23 protein-coding genes and 2 pseudogenes are annotated in these 25,787 nt (G+C 68.3%); 13 read left to right on the top strand and 12 right to left on the bottom strand.

Annotated features, from left to right (window positions below; genetic code table 11):
- The first annotated feature begins 35 nt into the window (after positions 1-35).
- Positions 36-338 carry a hypothetical protein gene (locus VJT49_RS25935; RefSeq protein ID WP_324167535.1) on the top strand — a complete coding sequence of 101 codons (303 nt, stop codon included), beginning with the start codon at positions 36-38 and terminating at the stop codon, positions 336-338.
- A gap of 13 nt (positions 339-351) precedes the next feature.
- Here VJT49_RS25935 and VJT49_RS25930 read toward each other — a convergent pair whose 3' ends face one another.
- Positions 352-465 carry an Imm1 family immunity protein gene (locus VJT49_RS25930; RefSeq protein ID WP_324167534.1) on the bottom strand — a complete coding sequence of 38 codons (114 nt, stop codon included), beginning with the start codon at positions 463-465 and terminating at the stop codon, positions 352-354.
- A 117-nt stretch (positions 466-582) separates the two neighbouring features.
- Entirely contained in the window at positions 583-1,245 is a 663-nt protein-coding gene (locus VJT49_RS25925) for a Crp/Fnr family transcriptional regulator (RefSeq protein ID WP_324167533.1), read from the bottom strand.
- Between the two features lie 293 nt (positions 1,246-1,538).
- On the opposite strand from VJT49_RS25925, the gene VJT49_RS25920 reads away from it, so the two are divergent.
- A complete protein-coding gene (locus VJT49_RS25920; RefSeq protein ID WP_324167532.1) occupies positions 1,539-2,522 on the top strand; it encodes a hypothetical protein in 984 nt (327 codons plus the stop codon).
- A 401-nt stretch (positions 2,523-2,923) separates the two neighbouring features.
- Here VJT49_RS25920 and VJT49_RS25915 read toward each other — a convergent pair whose 3' ends face one another.
- On the bottom strand, positions 2,924-3,844 hold the full coding sequence (locus tag VJT49_RS25915) for a hypothetical protein (RefSeq protein WP_324167531.1): 921 nt from the start codon (positions 3,842-3,844) through the stop codon (positions 2,924-2,926).
- Positions 3,845-3,915: 71 nt separating this feature from the next.
- Here VJT49_RS25915 and VJT49_RS25910 point away from each other — a divergent pair, with 71 nt between their 5' ends.
- The 4 genes from VJT49_RS25910 to VJT49_RS25895 all read left to right on the top strand — a co-directional run bounded on the left by VJT49_RS25910 (position 3,916) and on the right by VJT49_RS25895 (position 7,852).
- Complete coding sequence (locus VJT49_RS25910; protein ID WP_324167530.1) at positions 3,916-5,349, top strand: MBOAT family protein; 1,434 nt, start codon at positions 3,916-3,918, stop codon at positions 5,347-5,349.
- 436 nt (positions 5,350-5,785) lie between these two features.
- Positions 5,786-6,019: a hypothetical protein gene (locus VJT49_RS25905; RefSeq protein ID WP_324167529.1), complete on the top strand. Its 234-nt coding sequence runs from the start codon at positions 5,786-5,788 to the stop codon at positions 6,017-6,019.
- A 385-nt stretch (positions 6,020-6,404) separates the two neighbouring features.
- Positions 6,405-7,073 carry a helix-turn-helix domain-containing protein gene (locus VJT49_RS25900; RefSeq protein WP_324167528.1) on the top strand — a complete coding sequence of 223 codons (669 nt, stop codon included), beginning with the start codon at positions 6,405-6,407 and terminating at the stop codon, positions 7,071-7,073.
- Complete coding sequence (locus VJT49_RS25895; RefSeq protein WP_324167527.1) at positions 7,070-7,852, top strand: VOC family protein; 783 nt, start codon at positions 7,070-7,072, stop codon at positions 7,850-7,852. Before VJT49_RS25900 ends, VJT49_RS25895 begins: the two co-directional genes overlap by 4 nt.
- Before the next feature lie 143 nt (positions 7,853-7,995).
- Here the strand turns inward: VJT49_RS25895 and VJT49_RS25890 are convergent, their stop codons facing one another.
- Positions 7,996-9,630 carry an APC family permease gene (locus VJT49_RS25890; RefSeq protein ID WP_324167526.1) on the bottom strand — a complete coding sequence of 545 codons (1,635 nt, stop codon included), beginning with the start codon at positions 9,628-9,630 and terminating at the stop codon, positions 7,996-7,998.
- A gap of 297 nt (positions 9,631-9,927) precedes the next feature.
- A complete protein-coding gene (locus VJT49_RS25885) occupies positions 9,928-10,956 on the bottom strand; it encodes a hypothetical protein (protein WP_324167525.1) in 1,029 nt (342 codons plus the stop codon).
- Between the two features lie 347 nt (positions 10,957-11,303).
- Here VJT49_RS25885 and VJT49_RS25880 point away from each other — a divergent pair.
- Positions 11,304-12,347, top strand: a pseudogene (locus VJT49_RS25880) (DUF445 domain-containing protein); the annotation flags it as partial.
- Between the two features lie 96 nt (positions 12,348-12,443).
- On the top strand, positions 12,444-13,631 hold the full coding sequence (locus tag VJT49_RS25875; protein ID WP_324167524.1) for a DUF445 domain-containing protein: 1,188 nt from the start codon (positions 12,444-12,446) through the stop codon (positions 13,629-13,631).
- Here VJT49_RS25875 and VJT49_RS25870 read toward each other — a convergent pair.
- Genes VJT49_RS25870 through VJT49_RS25860 form a run of 3 tightly spaced genes read right to left on the bottom strand, consistent with a single transcriptional unit; the run spans position 13,614 to position 16,186 of the window.
- On the bottom strand, positions 13,614-14,495 hold the full coding sequence (locus VJT49_RS25870; RefSeq protein WP_324167523.1) for a metal ABC transporter permease: 882 nt from the start codon (positions 14,493-14,495) through the stop codon (positions 13,614-13,616). The genes VJT49_RS25875 and VJT49_RS25870 overlap by 18 nt on opposite strands.
- Before the next feature lie 6 nt (positions 14,496-14,501).
- Positions 14,502-15,287: a metal ABC transporter ATP-binding protein gene (locus VJT49_RS25865; protein ID WP_324167522.1), complete on the bottom strand. Its 786-nt coding sequence runs from the start codon at positions 15,285-15,287 to the stop codon at positions 14,502-14,504.
- The gene (locus VJT49_RS25860) at positions 15,284-16,186 is read right to left on the bottom strand and encodes a metal ABC transporter solute-binding protein, Zn/Mn family (protein ID WP_324167521.1); all 903 of its coding nucleotides are present in this window, start codon (positions 16,184-16,186) and stop codon (positions 15,284-15,286) included. Before VJT49_RS25860 ends, VJT49_RS25865 begins: the two co-directional genes overlap by 4 nt.
- 197 nt (positions 16,187-16,383) lie before the next feature.
- Here VJT49_RS25860 and VJT49_RS25855 point away from each other — a divergent pair, with 197 nt between their 5' ends.
- The 3 genes from VJT49_RS25855 (at position 16,384) to VJT49_RS25845 (ending at position 18,999) form a co-directional block, all read left to right on the top strand.
- The gene (locus tag VJT49_RS25855; RefSeq protein WP_324167520.1) at positions 16,384-17,484 is read left to right on the top strand and encodes a LacI family DNA-binding transcriptional regulator; all 1,101 of its coding nucleotides are present in this window, start codon (positions 16,384-16,386) and stop codon (positions 17,482-17,484) included.
- A 119-nt stretch (positions 17,485-17,603) separates the two neighbouring features.
- Complete coding sequence (locus tag VJT49_RS25850) at positions 17,604-18,095, top strand: carbonic anhydrase (RefSeq protein WP_324167519.1); 492 nt, start codon at positions 17,604-17,606, stop codon at positions 18,093-18,095.
- 16 nt (positions 18,096-18,111) lie between these two features.
- Positions 18,112-18,999, top strand: a complete 888-nt coding sequence (locus VJT49_RS25845; RefSeq protein WP_324167518.1) for an A/G-specific adenine glycosylase — start codon at positions 18,112-18,114, stop codon at positions 18,997-18,999.
- Here VJT49_RS25845 and VJT49_RS25840 read toward each other — a convergent pair.
- The gene (locus VJT49_RS25840) at positions 18,989-19,735 is read right to left on the bottom strand and encodes an alpha/beta hydrolase (RefSeq protein WP_324167517.1); all 747 of its coding nucleotides are present in this window, start codon (positions 19,733-19,735) and stop codon (positions 18,989-18,991) included. The two genes, VJT49_RS25845 and VJT49_RS25840, sit on opposite strands and share 11 nt — an antisense overlap.
- 138 nt (positions 19,736-19,873) lie before the next feature.
- Here VJT49_RS25840 and VJT49_RS25835 point away from each other — a divergent pair, with 138 nt between their 5' ends.
- Together VJT49_RS25835 and VJT49_RS25830 are read left to right on the top strand one after the other, a co-directional pair.
- On the top strand, positions 19,874-20,179 hold the full coding sequence (locus VJT49_RS25835; protein WP_324167516.1) for an antibiotic biosynthesis monooxygenase: 306 nt from the start codon (positions 19,874-19,876) through the stop codon (positions 20,177-20,179).
- Positions 20,169-20,987, top strand: a complete 819-nt coding sequence (locus VJT49_RS25830) for an SIR2 family NAD-dependent protein deacylase (RefSeq protein ID WP_324167515.1) — start codon at positions 20,169-20,171, stop codon at positions 20,985-20,987. Before VJT49_RS25835 ends, VJT49_RS25830 begins: the two co-directional genes overlap by 11 nt.
- On the opposite strand, the gene VJT49_RS25825 is transcribed toward VJT49_RS25830, so the two are convergent.
- The 3 genes and pseudogenes from VJT49_RS25825 to VJT49_RS25815 form a co-directional block, all read right to left on the bottom strand.
- The gene (locus tag VJT49_RS25825; protein ID WP_324167514.1) at positions 20,974-21,882 is read right to left on the bottom strand and encodes an endonuclease/exonuclease/phosphatase family protein; all 909 of its coding nucleotides are present in this window, start codon (positions 21,880-21,882) and stop codon (positions 20,974-20,976) included. The genes VJT49_RS25830 and VJT49_RS25825 overlap by 14 nt on opposite strands.
- A gap of 178 nt (positions 21,883-22,060) precedes the next feature.
- Positions 22,061-22,846: pseudogene (locus tag VJT49_RS25820) on the bottom strand (Hsp70 family protein); the annotation flags it as partial.
- 342 nt (positions 22,847-23,188) lie between these two features.
- On the bottom strand, positions 23,189-25,741 hold the full coding sequence (locus VJT49_RS25815) for an ATP-dependent Clp protease ATP-binding subunit (protein WP_324167513.1): 2,553 nt from the start codon (positions 25,739-25,741) through the stop codon (positions 23,189-23,191).
- Between the last annotated feature and the right edge of the window lie 46 nt (positions 25,742-25,787).

Genomic DNA, 25,787 nt, shown 5'->3' with positions numbered 1-25,787 from the left:
CTGGCCCGCCGGCTCAACACTATGATCACATCCCGGTGGCGGCGCTGATCGGCTCGCCACGATGGAGCCGGCTCGTGGACCGGCACATCGTAATGGTCGCCTACGCCGGCCGCCGCTCGGGACGAACGTTCGTCACGCCGGTGGCCTACCGGCGTGACGGCGACCAGATCACGATCGACGTCATGCTGGCCGACACCAAGACGTGGTGGCGGAATTTCCTGGGGACCGGCGGCCCGATATCGCCGCGCCTGAACGGAAGCGACCGCCCGGGCCACGCCGTCGCCCGGCGGGACGACCGCGGCCGCGTCAGTGTCACGGTGCGCCTCGACCAGCCCTGACGTCGCCTGGCTGTCAACGGAGACACGGCGGACGGCTGGCGGTTCGCAGGAACTCGACGAGCGCATCCGCGACGGTCTCGACCGGCACTTCACAGCCGGCCGGGCACTCGTCTGTGTCGTAGAGCACCGACCCTCACCCGCTGTGGAGGGCTCTGCGATGTATCGGACCACGTACCCGTGCACCTCGCCCAAGTCACGCAGTATCTGACCGCGTTGATCCGCCGCGGCAGCCGGGCAGATTCGTCTAGTCCGCGAAGGTGCGCAGGGCGTCGGGGCGGTGGATGGTCAGGCGCCGGCGGGCGGTACTGATCACGCCCGCCTCCCGCAACGCGCGGAGAGTGCGTGCGGCCGCCTCGCGGGAGGCCGAGACCATGCCCGCGATGTCCTGCTGGCTGATCCGCAGCGCTACCACTACACCGTCCGAAGTAGACACTCCGTAGCGCTCGGCCAGATCGGCCAGCAGTTCGACGATCCGGCCGGCCGTGGTGCGGTCGGCGAACTGGCGGCGGCGTGCGTCCGCCGCCCGCAGCTTCCCGCTGATGACCCGCGACACGATCACCGCGATGTCCGGATGCTGCCGGAGGATCCGGGAAAACTGCTCCACGGACAGCCAGAACGCGGTCACCGCGTCGACCGCGATGACCGCACCCGAGCGCGGGCCGCCATCCACCGCGGCGATCTCCCCCACGATGTCTCCCGGCCCACACACGTTGAGCACCGCCTCGTGCCCTCCCGGACCGGAAGAGGTGACCTTGACCCAGCCGGTGAGGAGCACCAGCACGGAGCGCGCCCGGTCACCCTCGCTCATCAGCATGGTGCCCGCCGGAAACCGGCGCACGCGCGCGGCGGCTCGGATCGTGTCACGCTGGGTCTGGTCGAGCATGCCCCAGAAATCCCCGGCCGCCATTCAGCCTCCCACCGACCGCGGCACGCCCGCGCGCCGCCCCTTGTCGATGTTATGGACAAAATGTCGTATCCGGTAGAAGGTTCTTGGCATGCTGAAAGGGGCTTCTCCACCAGGATCAAGCCTTCCCCACGCTCCGAAACGGGGAATTCACGAATCACCGGTACAATTCGCCAAAATAGTTTGGCCACTATCTGGCCAGTTGTCCAGACGGTGGGGCAGTTTCACGCGGCCGAACGGGTGAAGGCACCGCCCGTGGCGTAGCTGCCTTGGAGCAGCGAGCGAACACTGCACGTGTGGCAATCGCGGAGAGCCGATGGCCGGGGCCGGACGTCCTGACCCGGAACGAGACCCACCTCGGTCAGCGACCGTCGTTCCAGCGGGCGGGCAGAGACCTTGACGACTCCCTGTACGGCGGCGCGAAACGCGTTCTCCGGCGAGCCGTCCTCGGAGCGGTGCCGGCGTGGTTCGTGCCCTTCGCCTTCGCTCTCGTCCCCTCGCTCGGGCGGCCTTCCGCCTTCCTCATCCTGTCGTTCGCGCTACCCCTGGTCTGGTTCGTACTCGCCCTGACCGTCCCGCAGACCGAAATCCTCGACGCCTGGCACATCCTGCTCGACGACAAGGCCGAGATCTCCGACACCGCCTACGGCGTGATCTTCCAGTCGCTGCGCGACGGCCACGGGATCCCCGCGGACATGCGGCCGAAGCGGGTCAGGGTCGGACCGCCCGTGCGCGGGGTGCGGAACATGCTGCGCATCCAGTTGGGCAGGTACGCCACGCTCGTTTCGGTGTTCCCGTTCGGCAACGACCTCTACCTCGGCTGGACGCTCTCGCGACGCCAGGTTCCGCTGCTCATCGTGCTGCCCTGGCTGTCGCCGTCCGGCGCCGATCGCGGTTTCCCCGGACCGACCGAACTGGAGCCGATCAAGGCGATACGGGAAGCGGTGCACAGCGCGGTGCACGAGGGTATGGAGTCCGCGCTGGCCGGCCGGTACATCCCGATCGTCGAGACCTTCGGGTACGACGTGCCCGTCGAGGCCGTCGCGCCGGCCCCGGCCGTCGTGGGGGCGGCCGGGGCCGAGCCGCGGCCGGTCACGGTCACCGTGCTCCGACCGGTCGAAGTGTTCGCGGTGGAGGACCGGGAACAGGTCATCGGGCAGGCGCATCCCGGGGTGAGTTACGAGCTGGTCGGCGAAGACGGCGGCACAGGACTCGTGGTCCGGGACAGTTCGGGTTCGGTCGCGCTGGTGAAGGATCCGTCGGCGGTCAGGCGGGAATGACGGGTCCGCGGCTGTCGGCCGGGTGGACCGGTCCAGCCACGTTTCGTTCCGTCCCGCAGCGCTTGCCCGGTCTGCCCGGATCGCCGCGCCGGCTTCCCGGTCGCGCGGGAAGTGACCGGATGCACGGTCACGACCACCGCTCTGTGTCATATGACGCAGAACGCCGACCGAATCCCCGCAAAGCTCAACTCGTCAGGGCTGACTGGCTCGGGAGAGGAGGCCGGCATGGAACCACATGTCATCGCCGAAACGGTGACCTCGCTGTGGTGATCACTCTGATGACCGCGGCCATATAGAGGGGGCGGTGGGGTCGGCTATGGGTGTCGCCGGCCCCGCCGTCACGAAGCGAACAGCCGCCTTTTCGCCGCTGGCCTCGGCGGAGAGGCGGCTGTTCGCGGTGCTCAGCGCCACTGGACGCCGTAGCCGAGCCCCTGGGTCAGGTTCCGGAACTCCCAGTGGATCTCGCCCGCCGCGTCGGTCCGCAGCGTCTCCTCCGACGGCTGGGCATCGTCGACGACCCGCACGGGCACGCCCGTGACCAGCCAGATCCTGCCGGGCAGGCGCGAGGGGTCGAACCGGATCCGCAGCTCGAACCGGTCACATCGCCGGTACGGCACGAACACGTAGTGCGGGCGCATCGGCTGGCCGGGTGGAATTCGCAACTCGATCCCGTAGTCGTGAACCTGGCCGGCGCGCAGGACCCTCGGCAACGCGATGGCGAACCGGAAATGGCTTTCCGAAGGGCGCTCTCGCCGGACGAGACGGCCACCGTAGAGCACGGACGCCCCGACGTCGTGCACGCGCTGCCGATCGGTCGGGTGCCTGGGGAGGCTCAACGACGGGACGATCTCGTCGAGGCCGTCCCTGGTGGCGATGATCCGGCGCCGTTCCTGGACCGAAGGCGCCGGCGAATCGAGCCGCACCAGCGCGTCGAAGGAGACCACGTACCAGCCGTCCTCGGGGCCGGCCTTCGCAGCGGCCTCCGCCAGCAGCAGGCACGCATCGTCCGCCCGCCTGCGCGCGGTCCGCTCGTCCCGGCCGAGGCGGCCGGCGAGCCAGCTCATCCGGTCCTTGAGCAGGGCATGCCGCGCGTCGGGATGGATCGCCAGCGCGGCGAGGAGCGCCAGCCCGAGATCGTCGGGCAGCCTGGTGGCCAGTTCGCCCAGTCGCCTGCCCAGCTTCTGCCGCACGACGGCGGGTCCGTCCTGCTCGGCGATGCCGCACACCAGGCGCAACCCCGGCCCGGCCAGCACCTCGATGTTGGGCGCGAGCACACCGCGACCCCGGCGCAGGCGCTTGAGTTCGTCCACCAGAGTCGGCATCGTGTTCAGGCTAAACCGCCTTCGGGTTAAGGTCAGCAGGCTTGTCCGTAGCACAGGGGGCCCACCAACCGATGTCCTTCGCTTCGCCACTGTTTCTGTGGTATTTCCTGCCGGCGCTGCTGTGCGCCGTGCTGGTGCTGCCGCGCAGCTGGCGCAACGGCGTCGTGGCCGTGGGCAGCCTGATCTTCTACGCCAGCGGCGCCGGCGCGTTCACCCTCCTGCTGCTGACGTGCATGGTGGTCAACTTCCTCGCGGGAACGGCGCTCGAGCCCAACCGGTGGGACCTCCAGGACCGGCGCCGGCGGATGGTGCTGACCAGCGTGATCGGCTTCGACATCGGAATACTGGTGATCTGGAAGTACGCGGGTTTCGCCACCCAGCAGCTCGACTTCCTGGCGCGGGTGTTCGGGGGGAGCTTCCCCGTGGCGCACCTGGCGCTGCCGATCGGGATCTCATTTTTCACCTTCCACCACATTTCGTACGTGGTCGACGTCTACCGCGGTGAACGGAAGCCGCTGCGAAACCCGGTGTCGTTCGTCACGTATATCGCCATGTTCCCGCAACTGGTGGCCGGGCCGATCGTGCGCTATCGCGAAATCGCCGACCAGTTGCCACAACAACGCTCGCACCGGCTCGACGATATCGCCGCCGGCTTCCCGCGGTTCGCGCTCGGGCTGTGCAAGAAGACGATCATCGCCGACACCCTGAACCCCATGGTCGAGGCCTGCTTCACGACCCCGTCGTCGAACATGACCTTCGTCGTCGCCTGGCTCGGCGCCGTCGGGTACACCCTCCAGCTGTTCTTCGACTTCTCCGGCTATTCCGACATGGCCATCGGGCTCGGGCGCATGCTCGGTTTCCGGCTCCCGGAGAACTTCGCGCGGCCCTATTCGGCGGTGACGGTCACCGAATTCTGGCGGCGGTGGCACATGTCCCTGTCACGCTGGTTCCGCGACTACGTGTACATCCCGCTCGGCGGGAACCGCGACGGCGCCGCGAAGACCTACCGCAACCTGTGCATCGTGTTCGTGCTGACCGGTTTCTGGCACGGCGCGAGCTGGACCTTCCTGGTGTGGGGCTGCTACCACGGCGCCCTGCTGATCATCGAGCGCGCGTTCGAACTGGACGTCACGCCCACCGGCAGGTCCGCCCGGCTCGCCCGGCGCGCGCTGACGCTGGTACTCGTCGTGTTCGGCTGGGTGTTCTTCAAGTCCGCCGACATCGGGCAGGCCCTGAACATGATCGGCCACATGCTCCTCCCCGACTTCTCGGGCCTCACCGACGTGGTCAGCGCCGCGCTCACCAACCAGCGCATGGTGGTCCTGCTCGCCGCGCTCGCCGTGTTCTTCCTGCCCGCGCACCCGGTGACCGGCCCGCTGCTGGAGTCCTCCCGCAGCCACCCCGCCACCAGCCTGCGCATCGGCGTAATGACCGTCGGCCTCGCCTACGCCGCGATCCTGGTCGCCAACGGCACCTTCAGCCCGTTCCTTTACTACCAGTTCTGATCGCGGGGTTCGGACCACCTGGCGGTTCTAGATCAATATGCCGTCTGAGCTGCTGTTTCGTTGCTTGGCAGTTCTCGCGGGTTCTCGCGCGTGCCCGACGTTTGACGGCCTGGAGACGGCCTGGGAGCGTCGGGCCTTCGCGCTGCCTTGGTTCTCCCCCGTCCCCTTCGTCCCTGCCTCGCCTTGCGCCGGGTCGGCCGGGTCAAAGCACGCTCTCCCGCCTTGATGCGGTCGGCCTGGCGTAAGACGCTCGACCAGAAGGGGGCTATGTTGCGCGTTCTGTGGCCTGCTGTGAGTTTGCTCTGTCACACTAGGGGCGACCATGGGTCGTCTGTTCCTGTCTCGGTTGACCGGCTGAGGTTTGTGTTGTCTGCCTCCTGGTCTGGCCGTGGGGGTGCAGGCGCTCCTTCTTCGCTGCGCGAGGGAGAACAGCGCTATGTCGGTGTTCGGTGAGTTCGTTGCGTCTGCGCCGCTGTCGATCGGGACGCTTGTCGTGATCTTGCGCTACGGTCCAACGGCGGTGGTGACCCTGATCGCAGGCGTCGTTGCGGCGCTGACACGCCACGCGAAACGAGGCGAACGGGCCGTGGCCGTGCTCCATCTGTTGCAGAGTGCTCGCGAGCAAAAGCGGGACAGGCGTGCCGCTGGTCCACTTCGAGCCGACCGCTGACGCGATGCCAGCCGAGCGGTAGTTCGGTGGCCGGTGGCGCGGAGCGTCGCCGGGCGTCGATCGCCGTGCCCAGCTTGAGCAGGCCGACCCCGTGTGGATCGTCGCCTGGAACAGGCTGCCAGGTCTGGACCTTTCGGATGCTGCTTGCCCACGGCATCGGCGCCCACGGTCGCCGCCTACCGTCGGCCGATTCCGTAAAAGTGATGACCAGTGACCACACCACGCCGGCCCACGCGAGTCGGGCTCTCGCGACACGCGAGTCGGGCTTTCGCGACGGGCGAGTCGGGCTTTCGCGACGGGCGAGTTCGGCATTCGGTGCTGGTGCGCCACCGCGCGGCGGGCTCGAGAAATTGACTATGGGGTTGCCATAGCCAATAATCGGCACGTGCGAGCCAGCGAGTCTGTGCGCTCCTACCGGTCGAGCCGCCGTGAGGCGCAGGCGCGTCAGACCAGACGGCGGATCCTCGACGCCGCGACGTCGGTGTTCGTGGCGCGCGGTTATTCGGGCGCGACGATGCGTGTGATCGCGGCGGAGGCCGGTGTTTCCGTGCCAACGTTGGAATTGCTGTTCGGCACCAAGGCACGCGTACTCAAGGCCGCGATCGATGTGGCGATCGCCGGGGACGATGAGGCCGTGCCGGTGCTGGACCGGGAGTGGGCCGAGACGGCGCTGGGTGCGAGTAACGCCGATGAGTTTCTCGCGATCGTGGCCGGGGCGATCGGACCGGCGCAGGTACGATCCGCCGGCCTGGTCTTGTCCGTGTTCGAAGGGGCCGCCAAGGACGCCGATCTCGCCGAACTGTCCGGACAACTGGTCAACCAACGCGAGATCACCGCGGGCTGGATTGTCAAAAGCCTTGCCGGTAAAGCAGATCTGCGGGCAGATATGACCAAAAAGGACGCTGTGGAAACGGTATGGGCCCTGATGGACCCGGCCGTGTTCGACCGGCTGGTCCGGCGTCGCGAATGGACAGTGGAGCGGTATGAGAACTGGCTCGCTCGCTCAGTCCGGCGTCTGCTCATCGCCGACACCGCCACAAGGAGGACGAAATGAGCCCGACAAGGCAACATCCGCCGCACGGTCAGATCGGATATCTGCAGCTTCCCGCTGTCGACCTCGCCAAGTCCGTGGCCTTCTACCGGGCGGTGTTCCGCTGGTCGGTCGACGAGCACGGCAGTTTCGAAGCGCCCGGAATGATTGGCCAGTTCACGACCGATTTGACGCCGGTGTCCGCGGGGGGACCGGTCATCTGGGTCTGCGCCGACCAGTTGCACCCCACACTTCGGCGCGTCGTCTCCAGCGGCGGCCGGGTCCGTGGCCGCCCGCAGCTTGACCACGGCGGACGCTGGCTCGTGGAAGTCGATGACCCGGCAGGCAACCGGATCGGGGTCTTCATGCCGGCTCGGTCCGCGCAGTCTCAGACGATGATCACCGTCCAGGACGTGGAAGCGTCCAGCCACTGGTATCAGCGGGTGCTCGGCTTCCAGAGCGACCACGGTGGCCCGGAGTACGAACGGCTGCTCTCCGATGGCGTGCTCGTGCTCCAACTCCACCACAGGGGGACCGAGCACCACCACGGGCTGATCGCCGATCCCGACAGCGACCTCGGGAACGGCGTTCTGCTGTGGTTCGGCGAGGTCTCCGGCTTCGACGGTGTCGTCCAGCGCGCCGAGGAGATCCAGGCGGAAGTGGTGCGGCCACCACACCGGAACCCTCCCGAAGGCCAGGGCAATGGTCCAGCCCACCGCGAAATCTGGCTCAAGGACCCAGATGGCTACACGGTTGTCGTCGCCAGCCCTGATGGCGAAGCGCACGAAGTGGACGCTGACTGACCTCGGCGGCGACACGAAAACCCGACTCACCCGACACGAAAACCCGACTCACCCGACACGAAAACCCGACTCGCCCAGGGCGAAAGCCGGACTCGCGGTGGGGCGACGGTGTGGCGGGGTGGGCCGCCGCACCGTCGCGTGGGTCAGACCGTGAGTTCGGCGCGTTCGGATTCCACGGCCTCGCGGACCTTCTCCGCGGGCTGGGCCTGCGTGATCGCCCAGTAGAAGATCGCCAGGTTGAACACCACGACCACCAGCAGGTCGACCCATTCCGGCAGCCAGTTGATGTTCCCACTCCCGCCGTACCGGCCGAGGTAACCGATCAGCACGTTGCCCAGCAGCCACGGCACGATCCAGACCGCGGACCGCCACGCGATCTCGGGCCGGTCCTGCTTCGGCTCGCTGATCCGGGTCAGCGCGAACAGGATGAGCCCGACGGCCATGGCGACCACGATCTTCCAGGTGATGTCGAACCCGCTCCAGTAGATGATCAGGTTCGCCGCGATGAACCCGGCCGGCGCGAGCACGTTCGGCGTGGGCGTGCGGTAGGGGCGCGCCCGGTCCGGGTCCCGCTTACGCAGCGCGATGAGCGAGACGGGGGCGAACGCGTACATGACCGCCGTGGCCGACGTGATCACCTCGACCAGGTCCTGCCAACTGGGGAACGGCAGGAACATGATCTCGCCGACGACGAACGAGAGCACGATGGACCACACCGGAACGCCCCGGATGCTCAGCTTGCCCAGGGTCTTCGGCAGTTGCTTGTCCTTACCCAGCGCGTAGGACAACCGCGCGGACGTGCCGAGGTACAGCAGGCCGGTTCCAGCAGGCGAAACGAACGCGTCGGCGTACAGGATGTACGCCAGCCAGGCCGCACCGGCGACCGTGGCGAGGGTGGCGTACGGGCCGAACGCACCCTTCTCGATCGGGTTGGACCAGTCGTTCGCGATGCTGGCGGGATCGAGCGCGCCGATGAAGGCCACTTCCAGCAGCAGATAAACGATCGTGCCGATGACCATCGCGACGAGGATTGCCCGTGAAAGGTCCCGTTGCGGATTACGCGCCTCGCCGCCCACCTGCACGGCTTGTTCGAAACCCTGGAGCGCGAACACGACACCGACCGGCAACGCGGCGAACACGCCATGCGCACCAGCGGGCGCGAAGCCACCGCCCGCGGTGAAGTTGCCTGGGTGGAACCGCAGCGAGATCAGCACGACGACGGTCAGCACCGGCACGACCGTCTTCCAGATGACCATCGCCGAGTTGCTCTCCGAGAGCAGCTTCACGCCCACGAGGTTGATGAACGTGAAGACGGCCATCAACAGGGTCGCCCAGCCGAACCCGCTCGCGGTCAGCGTCTGATCCGCGGGGTGCAGCAGGTTCAGGTTGTTCTTGATCCAGTCGATGTTGTTCAGGTACTCGAGGCTGGCCTCGACCTCGACCGGTGCGAGTGCGACCGCCTGCAGCCAGGCCACCCAGCCGCCGGCGAACCCGGCCAGCGCCCCGAACGCGATGCGGGGAAACCGCGCGGTGCCACCGGCGACCGGGTACGCGGCGCCGAGTTCGGCGTGGACCAGGGCGAGCGTCGCCATGATCACCGCGGTCAGCACCCACGACAGGATCGACGCGGGGCCCGCCACCTTGGCCGCCTTCAACGCGCCGAGCAGCCAGCCGGAGCCGATGATCGACCCGAGGGAGACGAACATCAAGCCGTAGAAACCGATTGACCTGTGTAACCGCGGCGAGTCCGATTGTGTCGTCTCGACCGATGTGTCCATCAAACCCCCGCCTTCCGAGGTACGTTCCGCCGTGTCGCCTTTGGACACTTTTGCCCACACTGCCGTGCATCCAAGTGGGTTAATCACCCGACCATAGCGCGCCATGATGGCGGGCCTGATCCGATATCGGAATGATCCGGGCGCCACAGGCGGGTTTCACTCGATGAATTCGATCAAAAGCGACATCTGATAAGAGCTAGAGTCGGCCGGACGGCACAAAAAAGCGAGATGTCGACAATTTGCCACACCGGTCGAAGCGCGGCAACATGTCGACATCTCGCTGGGTTGAGCGAGAAGTCAGGCGGAAACCTTCTCCGGGTCCAGGACCTTGAGGGCTTCCTGCAGGGCGGCGTTCGTGGCGGTGAGGCGCTCGGTGACCTCGCGGCGGAACTCGAACGCCTGCGTGCGGTTCTGCTCGGCCTCGGCGAGCTGGCGTTCCGCGTCGGCGACGAGGGTGGCGGCCCGCTCCTCGGCTTCGCTGGTCTGCCCGGCCAGCCGGTCCTCCGTCTCGGCAACCTTCGTGGCTAGCGCGTCCTCGGTCTCGGCGACCTTCGTGGCTAGCGCGTGCTCGGTCTCGGCGACCTTCGTCGCTAGCGCGTGCTCGGTCTCGGCGACCTTCGTCGCAAGCGCGTCCTCGGCCTCCGACACCTTCTTCGCCAGCGACTCCTCGACCTCGGTGGTCTTGGTGGCGAGCGCATCCTCGGTGGCCTTCTCAACCGCGGCGCGGCGCTCGGCCGCCTCGGTGTCGAGCCGGTTCCGCTCTGCCTCGGCTTCGCTGTTCAGTCGCTCGATCTCGGTCCGGGCGCTCGCCATGAGCTCGTCGTGCTCCGACCTGAGCTTGGCGGTCAGCGTCTGGTATTGGGCTTCGAGGTCGGACCGGCGCTGCGCGATCTCCGCCTCGCGCTCGGCGACCCACTTGTCGGTCGCCTTACGGGTGTCGAGGTCGTACTTCTCGGCCTCGGCACGGATCTGGCCGCACTGCTCCTCCGCCCGGGTGCGGAGTTCGCCGATCTCCTCCTCGGCGAGCTGCATCATGGTCCGCACGCGCTCGGTCATGGTGGCCGCGCTGTTCGGGTCCGTCGCCATTCTGGAGAGAGCGGTCTTGGCTTCGGAGAGTTCGTGCTGAGCGTAGGAAAGCGCTTTCGAAAGCTCCGACACCGAGGACAGCGCCTCGTCCCGGCTGGCCGCCAGGTCCCGCATCCGGGCCGCCAGCTGGGCGAGCCGCTCGTCTACCGGCGGCCGGTCGTAACCACGGAAGACCAGGGGAAACTGGGGGGCGCCGGTGGGCGGTTCCATCGACTGGATGGGGCGCTGGGCTGGGGGCATGCGGCGACCTTAGTGCGTCCCCAGGTCGCTTTCCATACCGCCATTCGGCTGTTTTACGCAGCGTGAAACCACGGGGTCCGCGGGCTTGCGCTCAGGGAGCCTGCCACCATACCGCACGGACTACCCGATAGATCGTTTCAGTCCGGTCAGCGTAGCAAGATGACGCGCAGCCGGCCGAGCGCGTCTCGGCCAACGTTCGCCCGGTGAACCCGCAGGGGCGGGGGGTAGCGGACACAGCCGCTACCGCTACGACCGCTGACCACCCGCCACCCAGAACGGCCAGTAGCGGACACAGCCGCCGCCCCCTCGTCGCGGGGCTCGGCGCGAACTGGCCGGTGTACGTCACCATGCCCGTCGTCGCCAAGCGGGTGGCGATCGAGATGATGTTTCGCCCGATCGAGTTCGTCGGCATCCGGCCGTTTCTCGGCTGGCAGGGCGTACTCCCGCGAACGCCGAACGGATGACCACGATCGCCACCGAGACGCTGACAACCAACCTGGTCGACCCAAGGAGATCTTCGCGCGGCTCGATCCGGAAGTGCTCGCGAAGGAGATCGAAGAGCCCTGCTCGAGATCGTCGAGGACGTGACGCGGGAGGTCATGGAGCAAACCAGCCGCGGCTGTGGGAGGCGCTGCCCGACCGGGCCAGGCGGCTGCTGGTCGACCGCGCCCGCGCCGAGGCGCCACGAGCGGTCACGAAGATCATGCGCGAGGTCTCCGCCGACATCGACCGCGTGCTGGACCTCGACCACCTGGTCACCACCAATCTCGTCCGTGACAAGGCGCTGCTGAACCGGCTGATCCCGGACATCTCCCGGCCGGAAATGACCTTTATCACCCGCTCCGCCTCGTCTTCGGGCTCGGGCAACTAGCGGGTGTGGTCGGTGACCCGGTCGCCGATCGTGCTCCCCCTGTTCGGCCTCGGCATCGGCTGGCTCGCGCTGAGTGATGATCTTCCTGTCCCAGCGGCCACGCCGGTTTCTCGGCGTCACCTGGCAGGGCGTCTTCCAGAAGCGAAGGCACCGGGTCGCCGAGGACTACGGCGAGCTGATCGCCGGCGAGATCATCACCATTCCGAACCTGATCGAAGCCGTGCTACGCGGACGGCGGTCCGACCGGTTGTTCCAGCTGATCAACCGCGAGGCACGATCGACGCGCAGGCCAGCATCGTCAAACCGCTCGTCACGGTCGCGGTCGGCTCCCGCCGGTTACAGGAAATGAAACAGACCGCGGCGGCGAAGGCGGTGGACCGCCTGCCGGACGCGATCCGCCACGTCGAGGGCTACGCCAGGCGCCGAGCTCGACGTGCGGGAGACCATCGTCGGACGGACGCGGCGACTGTCCCCTGTGGAACTCGAGGGGCTGTTCCGCCCGGCGTTCCGCCAGGACGAGTGAAAGCTCATCGCGGTCGGCGCGTCGGCGAGTTGCGGGTGCTGCTCCTGCCGCACTGGTTGATCGAGCCCGGGCACACCGCAATACCCTTCCGGGGTGGGCTGGCTCCTCTACCTCGCTATCCCGATCGTCGCCGCGCTCATCGGGTACGTCACCAAGCGCGTCGCGATCGAGATGATGTTCCGGCCCCTTCGGTTCGTCGGCATCAGGCCGTTCTTCGGCTGGCAGGGCGTGGTTCCCCGGCACGGCGGGCGGATGGCGGCGATCGCCACCGACCTGCTCACCGCCAATCTGCTCGACCTCGACGAGATCTTCGCGCGCATCGACCCGGACCGGATCACCCGCGAAATCGAGCAGCCGCTGCTGCGCGCGGTCGACGAGATCACCCGCGATGTGCTCGCCGAGTACCATCCGGTGCTGTGGGAGGCGCTGCCCGCGATGGCCCAGGAGCTGGTCGTCAAGCAGTTGCAGGCCGGATCGCCGCGGCTGGTCCGCGAGTTGGTGGCGGACCTGACCGCCAATCTCGGCGTGGTGCTCGACCTCAAGCACATGACCGTACGAAATCTCACCCAGGATCCGGCGCTGCTGGTGCGGCTGATCCGGGAGACCTCCCGGCCGGAAATGGCCTTCATCGCCCGGTGCGGTGTCTACTTCGGATTCGTGCTGGGCCTCGCACAGGCCGTGGTGTGGGCGCTGACCAGGAATCCGTGGGTGCTGCCGGCGTTCGGCGGCTGCATCGGGCTGTTCACCGACTGGCTCGCGATCAAGCTGATCTTCGTGCCGCGTGAGCCCGTCCGGCTGGCCGGGTTCACCCTGCACGGCAAGTTCCAGCGCAGGCGCGCCGAGGTGGCACGGCAGTACGGCGAGCTGATCGCGCACGAGATACTGACCGTGCCCAACCTGCTCGACGCCGTCCTGCGCGGGCCGCGGTCGGACCGGCTGGTCGCGATGATCCGCAGGGCCGTGGCGAAGGCAATCGACGAACAGGGTGGCCGAATGGCCGCCGTGACCATCGGAGCGGCGAGGCTGCGCGAGATCAAGGAGGCCGCCGCGACCGGGGCCCTGGAACGGCTCCCCGACACGCTCCGGCACGCCGAGGGCTATCTCACCGAAGCGATGGACGTGGCCAAGATGGTGGAACAGCGAATGCTCGCGCTCACACCGCAGGAGTACGAGGGCCTGTTGCGGCCCGCGTTCCGGCAGGAGGAGTGGAAGCTGATCGCGGTGGGCGGCGTGATCGGTTTCGTGGTCGGCGAGTTGCAGGTCCTACTCATGCTGCACTGAAACCGTCCGGACTTCCGGCGCGGCCACCCGCCCGACCCGGTCACGCCGATCGGCCACGACACGGCAGACCAGGTAGACAAGGAACGAAATCGCGGTGACGAAAGCGCTTACCGGCGCACCCGGCGCCAGTGACAACACGATCCCGCCGAGCGCGGCCACCTCCGCGAAGACCACGGAAAGAACAGTGGCCCGCCACGGGCTCGCGGTCAGCCTGGTCGCCGCCGCGGCCGGCGTCACCATCAGCGCCACCACCAGCAGCGCCCCGACGATCTGCACCCCGAGCGCGGTGGCGACCCCGACGAGCACCGCGAACACCACGGACAGCGCGCGGGAGGGCACCCCGCGGGCGGCGGCGACGTGCGGGTCGACGCTGGCGAACAGCAGCGGCCGGTAGATCACCGACAGCACGACCAGCACGAGCAGCCCGGCCGCGACCAGCACGATGAGGTTGGTGGGCTGGATGGACACGATCTGCCCGACCAGGATGCCGAACTTGTTGACCGTGCGGCCCGGGTAGAACCACAGCAGGAGCACGCCGAGGCCGAGGCCGAACGACAGGATCGCGCCGATCACCGAGTCCCGGTCGGATTCGCGGCCGCCGAGCAGGCCGAGCAGCAATGCCGCGACCACGGCGCCCGCGAGCGCGCCGTACTCGACGCCTACGCCGAGCAGCAGCGCACCGGCCGCGCCGGTGAACGCGAGTTCCGAGGTGCCGTGCACGGCGAACGACATCCGGCGCGTCACGATCAGTGGTCCCAGTACGCCGGCGACCAGGCCGAGCACGGCCGCGGCGAGCAACGCCGTCTGGACGAACGAGAAACCGAGCAGTTGCCAGGTCTGCTTGAAGTCGAAGATCTTGTCCATGCTCACCTATGACGCGACGTGGTGTGGTTCGTCCTCGCACAGCGCGCTCTGCGCGCCGGCGATGTGGATCTGCCCGCTGACCCTGAGCACCTCGATCCTCGTCCGGTAAAGCTCGGACAGGGTCGCCGAGGTCATCACCTCGTCCGGCCCGCCGATCCGCAACCGCCCGTCAACCAGGTAGAGCACGCGGTCCACGAACGGCAAAATCGGGTTGATCTCGTGGGTCACGAACAGCACCGCCGTGCCGGCCTCCCGCCGGCGCCGGTCGATCAGCTCGCTGACCACGCGCTGGTGCGCCAGGTCCAGGGAGAGCAGCGGTTCATCGCAAAGCAGCACATCGGGCTCGCCGACCAGCGCCTGTGCCACGCGCAACCGCTGCTGCTCGCCGCCGGAGAGCTTGCCCACCGGGGACTTCGCGTACGCCTCGGCGCCGACCGACTCGATCGCCTCGGCGACCCGGCGCCGCCGCTCCCGCAGACCGCGCAGTCCCGTGCCCCACCGGTGCCCGTCGAGGCCGAGCCCGACCAGGTCCGTCCCGCGCAGGGTCAGCGCCTCCTGCATGGCGCGCTGTTGCGGCACGTATCCGGGCGGGCGGCCGCTGGTGACCCTCGCCGATCCGGCGGAGAGCTCCTGCAGGCCCAGTAGCACCTTCAGCAGGCTGGTCTTACCGGACCCGTTCGGCCCCAGTACCGCGACGAACTCGCCCGGCTCGACCTCCAGATCGAGGCCGGACCACAGCGTGCGGGCACCGAAGGCCAGGCTCGCGCTTGAGATCTCCACAGCTGGCTTCACGAGTTGACTGCCTTCTCCAGGGCGTCGATTTCGCTGCCCATCCAAGAAATGTAGTTGCTCGCCCCGGCGGGCAGGGTTTCGGTCACGCCGACGACCGGCACACCCGCCGCCTTCGCGCTGTTGACGACCTGCGTGGTGGTCGGGGTGACGGTCTGCTCGTTGTCGATCACGACCTTGACCTGTTTGGCGGAGATCAGCTGGTTCACCTCGGCCAGTGCGGCCGGCGGCACGTCGGTTTCGTTCTCCACCGCCTCGGAAAACTCCTTCGGCGTGACGTCGGTGAGCTTCGCGGTCCGCAGCAGGTAGTGCGGCACCGGCTCGGTGACGAGGATCTTGGTGTCCGGGTGCGCGGAGCCGATCCGCGCGGCGGTCGTCCCCAGCTCGAAGACCTCCTTCTTGAAGGCGGTCGCGTTGGCGGTGAAGGTTTGCGCGGCGTCCGGCTTGATCTGGCCCAGTTGCGCGGCGATCTGGTCGGCGACCTTGTCCACGGCGGCGAAGTCGTACCAGACGTGCTCGTTGTCATCGCCGGTGTTCGCGATGTCGTAGGCGACGAGCTTGTGGGCGTTCGGCGCCTGGTCGGTGAGCTTGGTGAAGAAGTCGTCGTAGCCACCGCCGTTGCCGAGGGTGACCTGCGCCTGCTGCACGGCGACCGCGTCGGACGGCGTGGTTTCGTAGGAGTGCGGGTCCGCGGCCGGGTCGTGGATGATCGACGTGACCGCGACCTGGCCCCCGCCGACCGCCGAGAGCACGCTTCCCCACACGTCGGTGGAGGCGACCGCGTTGATCTTGCCCGAAGCGGTTGCACCGGAAGTGTTACCACTGCCACACCCCGTGACGCCCAGCGTCAGCCCAGTCACGATAGCCGTCACGGCGAGGAAGCGAGACCTGCGGTAACTCATCTGGGTGGCTCCTGAAAGCTGCTGGTCAAGGCCGCTCGGACCTTAATGGAAATGGTTTTCGACTTCACTTTACGCCATCGGGTGACAGTTCGGCGAGCCCCGTCTCCCGAGCGGTCAAGGCGGCTTGAACGCGGCATGGCGAAGCGGGGCCGGTCGATCGACTTCTGGAATCCGATCTGAACCGTTACCGTTCCCTTATGGGTCGTCCTATGCGCATGAGGCGACAGGCGACGTTGGCGTCGCTCGCTGCGGAACTCGGCGTCTCAAGGACCACCGTGTCCAACGCGTACAACCGTCCGGATCAGCTGTCCCCCGAGCTCCGTCGCCGCGTGCTGGAAACCGCACGCCGGCTCGGCTACCCGGGACCGGACCCGGTCGCCCGGTCGCTGCGCACGCGCAAGGCGGGAGCCGTCGGCCTGCTGCTCACCGAGAACCTCTCCTACGCGTTCCGCGACCCCGCCGCCATCGGCGTGCTCGAAGGTCTCGCGCTGGCCTGCGAAGACGCCGCCGTCGGGCTGCACCTGGTGCCGGCCAGCCCCGGCCGCGACGACGTGGCCGCCGTGCACCGGGCCGGGGTCGACGGATTCGTCGTCTACTCGGTCCCCGACGACGACCCACACCTGGCCGCCGTGCTGGCCAGGCCGGTGCCGACGGTGATCATCGACCAGCCGCGTGTCGAGGGCGTGGACCGGGTCGGCCCCGACGACGCCGCCGCGATCACCCAGCTCGCCGAGCACGTGGCCAGGCTCGGCCACCGGAAGATCGGCGTGCTGTGCATGCGGCTCGCGCGCGACCGCAACGACGGTTTCGTCTCGCTGGACCGTCAGCGGGAAGCCCATTTCCACGTCCAGCGGACCCGGCTTGACGCGCTGGCCAAGGCCTTCGGCAACGCCGGGGTGGACTGGGCGGCCGTGCCGGTGGTCGAGCGCTTCGACCACACCGTCGACGAAGGCGCGTCCGCGGCCCGGCAACTCCTCGACGCCTACCCGCAGGTCACCGCGTTGATCTGCACCTCGGACATTCTCGCGCTCGGCGCGCTGGCCGAAGCCAGCCGGCGCGGCCTGCGAGTGCCCGCCGACCTGACGGTGACCGGATTCGACGGGATCACGGAGGCCGATCGGGCCGGGCTCACCACGGTTCACCAGCCCGTGCTGGAAAAGGGCAAGGCGGCGGGCAGGCTGCTGCTGGCGTCGGCCGACCACGTGGCGGCGCGGGTGATCACGCTCGACACGGAACTGCGGATCCGCAACACCTCCGGGCCACCGCGCACCATGGAGGAGCACTGGTTCGGGCCGTAACGGCGAACGACAGCTGCGCGCGCCCGCCAACGGCTTCGCATGCGCGGGTGGGAGACGCAGCCCGTAGCCGGGTGAGATGCGTCATTGTCATTGTGATGGCGGCCGGTTCCAATAGGTACATGACCGCCACCGACGTTCTGCTCAAGCGCTATCGGGACGCCGAAACCGGCCTGCCCGGAGACCGGTCCTCGCCCCGGCCGTCCTTGCAGCTGACCATCGTGACCTGTATGGACGCCCGGATCCGGGTGTTCGAGATCTTCGGCCTCATCCAGGGCGAGGCGCACATCCTGCGCAACGCCGGCGGTGTGGTCACCGACGACGTAATCCGCTCACTCGCGCTGAGCCAGCGCAAACTCGGCACCCGCGAGGTGATGATCGTCCAGCACACCAACTGTGGCCTGTCTCTGGTCACCGAAGACGACTTCAAAGACGAACTGGAGGCCGCCACCGGGCTTCGCCCGACCTGGGCGGTCGAGGCGTTCCGCGAGGTCGGCGACAGTGTGCGGCGGTCGGTGCAGCGGGTGAAGCGCAGTGACTTCCTGCAGTACACCGACAACGTCCGCGGTTTCGTCTACGACGTCCAAACCGGGGAGCTGACGGAAATCATCTAGGCCGTAGCCTGAGCCGGTGCCTATCGATGCCGAGACTCTGATCGACTGGTTCGACGTGCGCGGGCGTGACCTGCCGTGGCGGCACGCCGACTGCACCCCGTGGGGCGTGCTGGTCAGCGAGATCATGTTGCAGCAGACGCCGGTCGCCCGCGTCCAGCCGGTCTGGCAGGACTGGATGGCGCGCTGGCCGGTCCCGTCGGCGCTGGCGTCCGCCGGCCAGGGCGAGGTGCTTCGAGCTTGGGGCAAGCTCGGCTACCCGCGGCGGGCGCTGCGCCTGCACGAGGCGGCGACGGCGATCGCCACCGAGCACGGCGACGCCGTTCCATCCGACGTGGACACTCTGCTGGCGCTGCCGGGAATCGGCGCGTACACCGCCCGCGCGGTCGCCGCCTTCGCCTACGGCAAGCGGGCGCCGGTGGTCGACACCAACGTCCGGCGAGTCGTGGCCCGCGCGGTGCACGGCGCGGGCGACGCGGGTCCGGCTTCGAACACCCGGGACATGGCCGATGTCGACGCGCTGCTGCCCGTCGCCGAAGCCCGTGCGGCCCGGTTTTCCGCCGCACTGATGGAACTCGGGGCGCTGGTTTGCACGGCGCGCGCACCGCGGTGCGCCGACTGCCCGATCTACGACCGGTGCGCCTGGCAACGGGCGGGCCGGCCGGCGTATACCGGACCGGCCAAGGCCGTGCAGAAATTCGCCGGAACCGACCGGCAGGTTCGCGGGTTACTGCTGGACGTGTTGCGCGGAACCGAGGAACCCGTCCAGAAGGGCCGCCTCGACATGGTGTGGCCGGACGCGGGCCAACGGGACCGTTGCCTCGACTCGCTTCTGGTCGACGGACTGGTCGAGCAGACGGCCGACGACCGGTTCGCCCTGCCTGGCGAGGTTTCCGCTAACGACTGAGGATTTCGGAGAGGAAGGCTTCGACGGCGCCTCGGTATTCGTCCGGGGCCTCGTCGTGGACGACGTGACCGGCGCCGGCAACGACGAGGTGACGGCCGTCGGGAACGCGTGCCGCCATCTCCGCCTGCTGGCCCGGCGGCATCAGGCTGTGCCCGGCCTCGATCACCAGCAGCGGGCACTTGATGCCGTCGACCAGCGACCAGTATTCGCGCCGCCCCCACTCCGCGGCGACCTCGTACAGGTCGTCGAGATCCGCCATGAGGTGGTAGCCGTCGGCGCGCTCGGCCATGCACTCGGCGAAGTAGTTTCCGGTGCTGCCGAAGAACTCCCGGACGTGGGCCAGCGACTGGAACGGCACGGGCCACGAGTCGAAATAGCCCCGCCATGCGTCCACGGTCCCGCCACGCTGGTCCGGCGCCATGTCCTCGACCACCACCGCGCGCACCAGTTCGGGGTGAGTCGCGGCCAGCGCCCAGGCGTGGAGCCCGCCCATCGAATGCCCGATCACCACGGCGGGTTCGTCCAGGGACCGCACCAGCCCGGCCGCGTCGGCGACGAACTGCTCGGTCGTCCACGGCCCACCACGCGGTCCCCGCCCGTGCCCACGCGCGTCGAGCCCGACGACTCGCCCGTACCGGGTGAGCCACTGCGCCACCTGCCACCACGTGCGGGCCCGGCCCATCAGGCCGTGCAGCAACACGATCGGCTGCCCCCGCCCGCCGAAGTCGACCTTCACCCGCCCATTACAGCAGACCGCGGCAAGGGGGTCCGGGGGCTTTGTGGGGACGGGCCCCACCCCAGCGGTTCAGTGCGCCCCCACAAGGCGTTGTGCTCGCGGAGTTGGATCGGTTACGGCGATGAGTAGGCTGGACGCATGGCAGTCGTGAAGATCAACGCTATCGAGGTGCCGGAAGGCGCGGGCCCCGAACTGGAGCGGCGGTTCGCGAACCGCCTGCACGCGGTGGACAAGCAGCCCGGTTTCCTCGGCTTCGAACTGCTCCGCCCCGTCGCGGGCGAGACTCGCTACTTCGTCTACACGAAGTGGGAGTCCGAGGAGGCATTCAAGGCGTGGGCCGAGGGTCCCGCGATCGAGGCCCACTCGGGCGAGCGGCCGAAGCCGGTCGCCAGCGGCGCGAACCTGTTGGAGTTCGAGGTCGTGTCACTGGGCAGTGACGAGTAGCCATCCGCTGGACGAAGCGGCCGAACTGATCGCCGGTGCGGACGCGATACTGGTGTGCGCGGGCGCCGGCATGGGCGTGGATTCCGGGCTGCCCGACTACCGCGGCAACGAGGGATTCTGGCGTGCCTACCCACCCTATGCGCGGCTCGGCCTGAGTTTCGCGAAGCTCGCCGACCCGCAGCATTTCGCCGACGACCCGGAGCTGGCCTGGGGATTCTACGGTTACCGGCTGGACCTCTACCGGGAAACCGAGCCCCACGAAGGGTTCGGAGTGCTCCTGGAGTGGGGCAGGCGCAAGCCGACCGCGGTCCTCACCTCCAATGTGGACGGTCATTTCCAGAAGGCCGGCTTCCGGCTCGTCGCCGAGGTGCACGGCTCCATCCACCACCTGCAGTGCGCCCGCCCGTGCCGCCCGGACATCTGGTCCGCCGTCGACCTGCAGTTGACCGTCGACGAGAACCTCCGTGCGAAACCGCCGCTGCCGGAGTGCGCGCACTGCGGCCGGCTCGCCCGGCCGAACATCCTGATGTTCAGCGATTTCGAGTGGATCTCTCAGCGCAGCGACCAGCAACTGCGTGAGCTGGCCGAGTGGCGGCGAAGATATCCGCGCCCGGTCGTCCTCGAACTGGGGGCGGGCAAGGCGGTGCCGACCGTCCGGCGTTACGCCGAACTGGCCAGCGCGGCGACCGGCGCGCTGATCAGGATCAATCCGCGCGATCCGGAGGTCAGGCACAACCGGGGCATTTCGCTTCCCTATCGTGCCGTGGACACGCTCACCGCCCTCGACGCCAAGCTCAAGGCAGGGTAAGCCGCGCGTAAACGGCGCGGTGATCGGAGCCGGGCACGTCCAGGACCTGGTAGTCGTTCACCGCGACTCTCGGGTCGACGACCACGTGGTCGATCGTCACCGGCGGCGGGAACGAATCGCTGGGCCAGGTGGGGACGAAACCCGAGCCGCGGCGTTCGCCCGCATCGGCGTAGCCCCTGGCCAGCAAGCGCCGGAACGCCGCGTGGTCGAGGGTCGCGTTGAAATCGCCCGCGAGAATCCGCACCGAATCGCCGGGTCCGGGCAGTTCCGCCATCTCCTTCGCCCAGACCGACGCCGAGGTCACGGGCGGGATCGGGTGTATGGCGACCACCTCGACCGAGATACCGCCGAGATCGACCCGCGCGCTCGGTTGCGCGAGCAGTGAGGGGACGGTCAGCGAAAGCTTCGTCAGCGGGTAACGCGACGCGATGCCGGAACCGGCTCCCCCGCTGTCCGGTTCCAGCACCCGGTAGGGCAGCAGGTCGAACAGCCCCGCCCGCTCGAACTCCGCCACCTCCGAAGGCGTGAGCTCGAGCATGTTGAGCACGTCGACGCCGTGGTCGCGGACCAGCTGAACCACGCTCTTGGCATCGGCCTGGCCCAGATACAGATTCGATGACATGATCCGCAACTGCTTGCCGGAGGCGGCCGGTTCGGTCGCCGGTACCAGCCGCGGCAACAGGGCGGCCGTCAGCGCCACCGAAACGGCCACCACCCCGACGCCGATCCACCAGTGCCGCATGGCCAGCGCCAGGACCCCGAGCACCAGCCCACCGGCGGTCCAGTAGGGCGTGAGGGCGATCAGCGCGGCGGTGTACCGGTTGCCGTCGATGCCCAGCAGGCGCAGCGCGGCCAACATGACGAACAGCGCGGCCAACACCGCGAACACGATCATGCGCACAGTGTGCCGACGGTTCCTTTGCTCTTCCTGAGCAGGCGATGTTGTCGGGCTGTCCGTCTCCATGGTCTTCCTACGATCCGCCGGCTGGGGGAGTTCCTGCTGAGAGCCTGACAGACCGCCCACCAGGGACCTCGGTACTCACCACGCGGCCGGCATCCAGCGCGAGTCCGGCCGTGTGCGAATGCCGCGAAAGCGTTTCCTTGGCGTCGCGCACGTCCTGCATCAGCGCACGCCACAACCGCCGGTCGGCCAGGCTCTCCGGGCGCAGCAGCCGCTGCCACTGGGCCGGGTCCTGATGGGAGATCTGGCGGCCGATGTGCACCAGCAGCGCCTGGTCGATGTCGAGGCTGCCCAGATCGGGCAGACCGTTGTCGGCCAGCACGGTGAACCCCCGCGCCGTCACCCCGACGACCGCGCAGTCGAAGGTGCCCGCCCCGAGGTCGTAGACCGCGAGCGCGTTGCCCGGCGCGAGCTGCCTCGAACTCTGCGAGGCGTAGTGCGCGGCCGCGGCGACCGGTTCGGGCACCAGGATCGGGGACGGGCCGAAGCCCGCCTTGATCGCGGCCTGCCGGAGCGTGGCCTGCCGGGTCGAGCCCCAGCGCGCGGGATGCGAGATGCGGACCTGGTCGAACCGCTGGCCGGAAAGCTGCCGCTCGGCCTCCTCGCCGACCCGCCGGAGCACGGCGGCGAGCGCGCCGGTCACCTGCACGACGTCGGTACCGAGCAGCAGGGCGCCCTCGTCGATGCGTCTTTTGGGTTTGGGTTCGAACCTCGCCGGGTCGAGCCGTGCGCGGCGCTCGGCGTCCTGACCGACGACGAGCGTCCCGTCCTCGTAGGCGAACACCGCCGAAGACATGGTCACCGACCCGTCGATCTCGATCGCCCGCGGTCCCCGCCCGAACGCGGACAGCACCGCGACAGTGCTCGACGTACCGAAGTCAATCGCCAGGACGTTCATCGGACTCCCCTCAGCCCGCCCAGACTCTCACATCCGGCACCCCGAATACGCCGCCTCGGCAACGATGCGGCACCCGGTCAGGTCGGCGGAGCGTCAGGCGCAGGGAGCGACTACCGGACTCACGCGACACGAAAGCCCGACTCGCATGTCACCAAAGCCCGACTCACGCGACACCAAAGCCCGACTCGCATGTCACCAAAGGCCGACTCGCATGTCACCAAAGCCCGACTCGCATGTCACCAAAGCCCGACTCGCGTGGTGCGAAAGGCCGACTCGCGTGGTGCGGCATAACGAAGCCCCCAGGGAACGGTGTCCCTGGGGGCAACGCTGCGGCGCTTGGGCTCAGTCGCCTTCGACCTCGCGGCGCGGGTCGTTGCTCGCGCCGATACTGACCGGCGGGGCGTCCGGGACCTCGAGCGGCTTCGGCTCACCACGGAAGGTGAAGTGCGCCTTGTCGTCCTTGTCCTCGGGGTTCCCGCTCCAGCCCTCGACGTCGACGATGATGATCTGGCCCGGCTGGACCTCGCCGAACAGGATCTTCTCGGAGAGCTGGTCCTCGATTTCCCGCTGGATGGTCCGGCGCAGCGGACGGGCGCCGAGCACGGGGTCGAAGCCGCGCTTGGCCAGCAGCGCCTTCGCCTTGTCGGTCAGCTCGATGGCCATGTCCTTGGCCCTGAGCTGGCCCTCCACCCGGGACACCATCAGGTCCACCATCTGGATGATCTGCTCCTGGGTGAGCTGGTGGAAGACGATGATGTCGTCGATCCGGTTGAGGAACTCGGGCCGGAAGTGCTTCTTCATCTCCTCGTTGACCTTCTGCTTCATCTTGTCGTAGCGCGATCCCTCGTCGCTACCGGAAGAGAAGCCGAGGCTCACGGACTTGGAGATGTCCTGCGTGCCCAGGTTCGAGGTGAAGATCAGCACCGTGTTCTTGAAGTCGACCGTGCGGCCCTGGCCATCGGTGAGACGGCCGTCCTCCAGCACCTGCAGCAAGGTGTTGTAAATCTCCTGGTGCGCCTTCTCGATCTCGTCGAAAAGCACCACGGAGAACGGCTTGCGCCGCACCTTCTCGGTGAGCTGGCCGCCCTCCTCGTAGCCGACGTACCCGGGAGGGGCACCGAACAGCCGCGAGGCGGTGTAACGGTCGTGGAACTCGCCCATGTCGATCTGGATGAGCGCGTCGTCCTCGCCGAACAGGAAGTTCGCCAGCGCCTTGGACAGCTCGGTCTTACCGACACCGGACGGGCCGGCGAAGATGAACGAACCGGACGGGCGCTTGGGGTCCTTCAGGCCGGCACGGGTGCGACGGATGGCCTGCGACACGGCCCTGACCGCATCCTCCTGCCCGATGATCCGCTTGTGCAGCTCATCCTCCATGCGGAGCAGACGCGTGGTCTCCTCCTCGGTGAGCTTGAACACCGGGATACCGGTCCAGTTGGCCAGGACCTCGGCGATCTGCTCGTCGTCGACCTCCGCGACGACGTCCAGGTCACCGTCCTTCCACTGCTTCTCCCGCTCGGACTTCTGGCCAAGGAGGGTCTTCTCCTCGTCCCGCAACCGCGCGGCACGCTCGAAGTCCTGCGCGTCGATCGCCGACTCCTTGTCACGGCGCACCGCGGCGATCCGCTCGTCGAACTCCCGCAGGTCCGGCGGCGCGGTCATCCGGCGGATGCGCATCCGGGCCCCGGCCTCGTCGATCAGGTCGATGGCCTTGTCCGGCAGGAACCGGTCGTTGATGTACCGGTCGGCCAGGGTGGCCGCGGCGACCAGCGCGGAGTCGGTGATCGACACCCGGTGGTGCGCCTCGTACCGGTCACGCAGACCCTTGAGGATCTCGATGGTGTGCTCCAGCGACGGCTCACCGACCTGGATCGGCTGGAACCGGCGCTCCAGCGCGGCGTCCTTCTCGATGTACTTGCGGTACTCCTCGAGCGTGGTCGCGCCGATGGTCTGCAGCTCGCCCCGGGCCAGCATCGGTTTGAGGATCGACGCCGCGTCGATCGCACCCTCCGCCGCGCCCGCGCCGACGAGCGTGTGCAACTCGTCGATGAACAGGATGATGTCGCCGCGGGTCTTGATCTCCTTGAGCACCTTCTTCAGGCGCTCTTCGAAGTCACCGCGGTAGCGCGAACCCGCCACCAGGGAACCCAGGTCCAGCGTGTAGAGCTGCTTGTCCTTCAGCGTCTCCGGGACCTCGCCCTTGACGATGTTCTGCGCCAGGCCCTCGACCACCGCGGTCTTGCCGACACCGGGCTCACCGATCAGCACGGGGTTGTTCTTGGTGCGCCGCGACAGCACCTGCATGACCCGCTCGATCTCCTTGCTGCGCCCGATCACCGGGTCCAGCTTGCCCTCGCGGGCGGAGACGGTCAGGTTGCGCCCGAACTGATCCAGCACCAGCGACGAAGACGGCGTGCCCTCGCCACGGCCCGCGCCCGCCTCGGCCGGCTCCTTGCCCTGGTAACCGGACAGCAACTGCAGCACCTGCTGCCGCACGCGGTTCAGATCCGCGCCGAGCTTGACCAGCACCTGCGCGGCCACGCCCTCACCCTCACGGATCAACCCGAGCAGGATGTGCTCGGTACCGATGTAGTTGTGACCGAGCTGCAGCGCCTCGCGCAACGACAGCTCGAGCACCTTCTTCGCCCGCGGTGTGAAGGGAATGTGCCCGCTCGGAGCCTGCTGGCCCTGGCCGATGATCTCCTCGACCTGCTGGCGCACACCCTCCAGCGCGATACCCAACGACTCGAGCGCCTTGGCGGCGACACCCTCACCCTCATGGATCAAACCCAAAAGGATGTGCTCGGTGCCGATGTAGTTGTGGTTGAGCATCCTGGCTTCTTCCTGAGCCAGAACGACCACCCGCCTCGCGCGGTCGGTGAACCTCTCGAACATTCCCACTCCCTCGACTGCTGCGCCGGCGGTGAAGCCTCCGCCGTGT

It is taken from the genome of Amycolatopsis sp. (assembly GCF_035276945.1).
GTDB lineage: Bacteria > Actinomycetota > Actinomycetes > Mycobacteriales > Pseudonocardiaceae > Amycolatopsis_E.
This window is presented reverse-complemented; position numbering and strand designations above follow the sequence as displayed.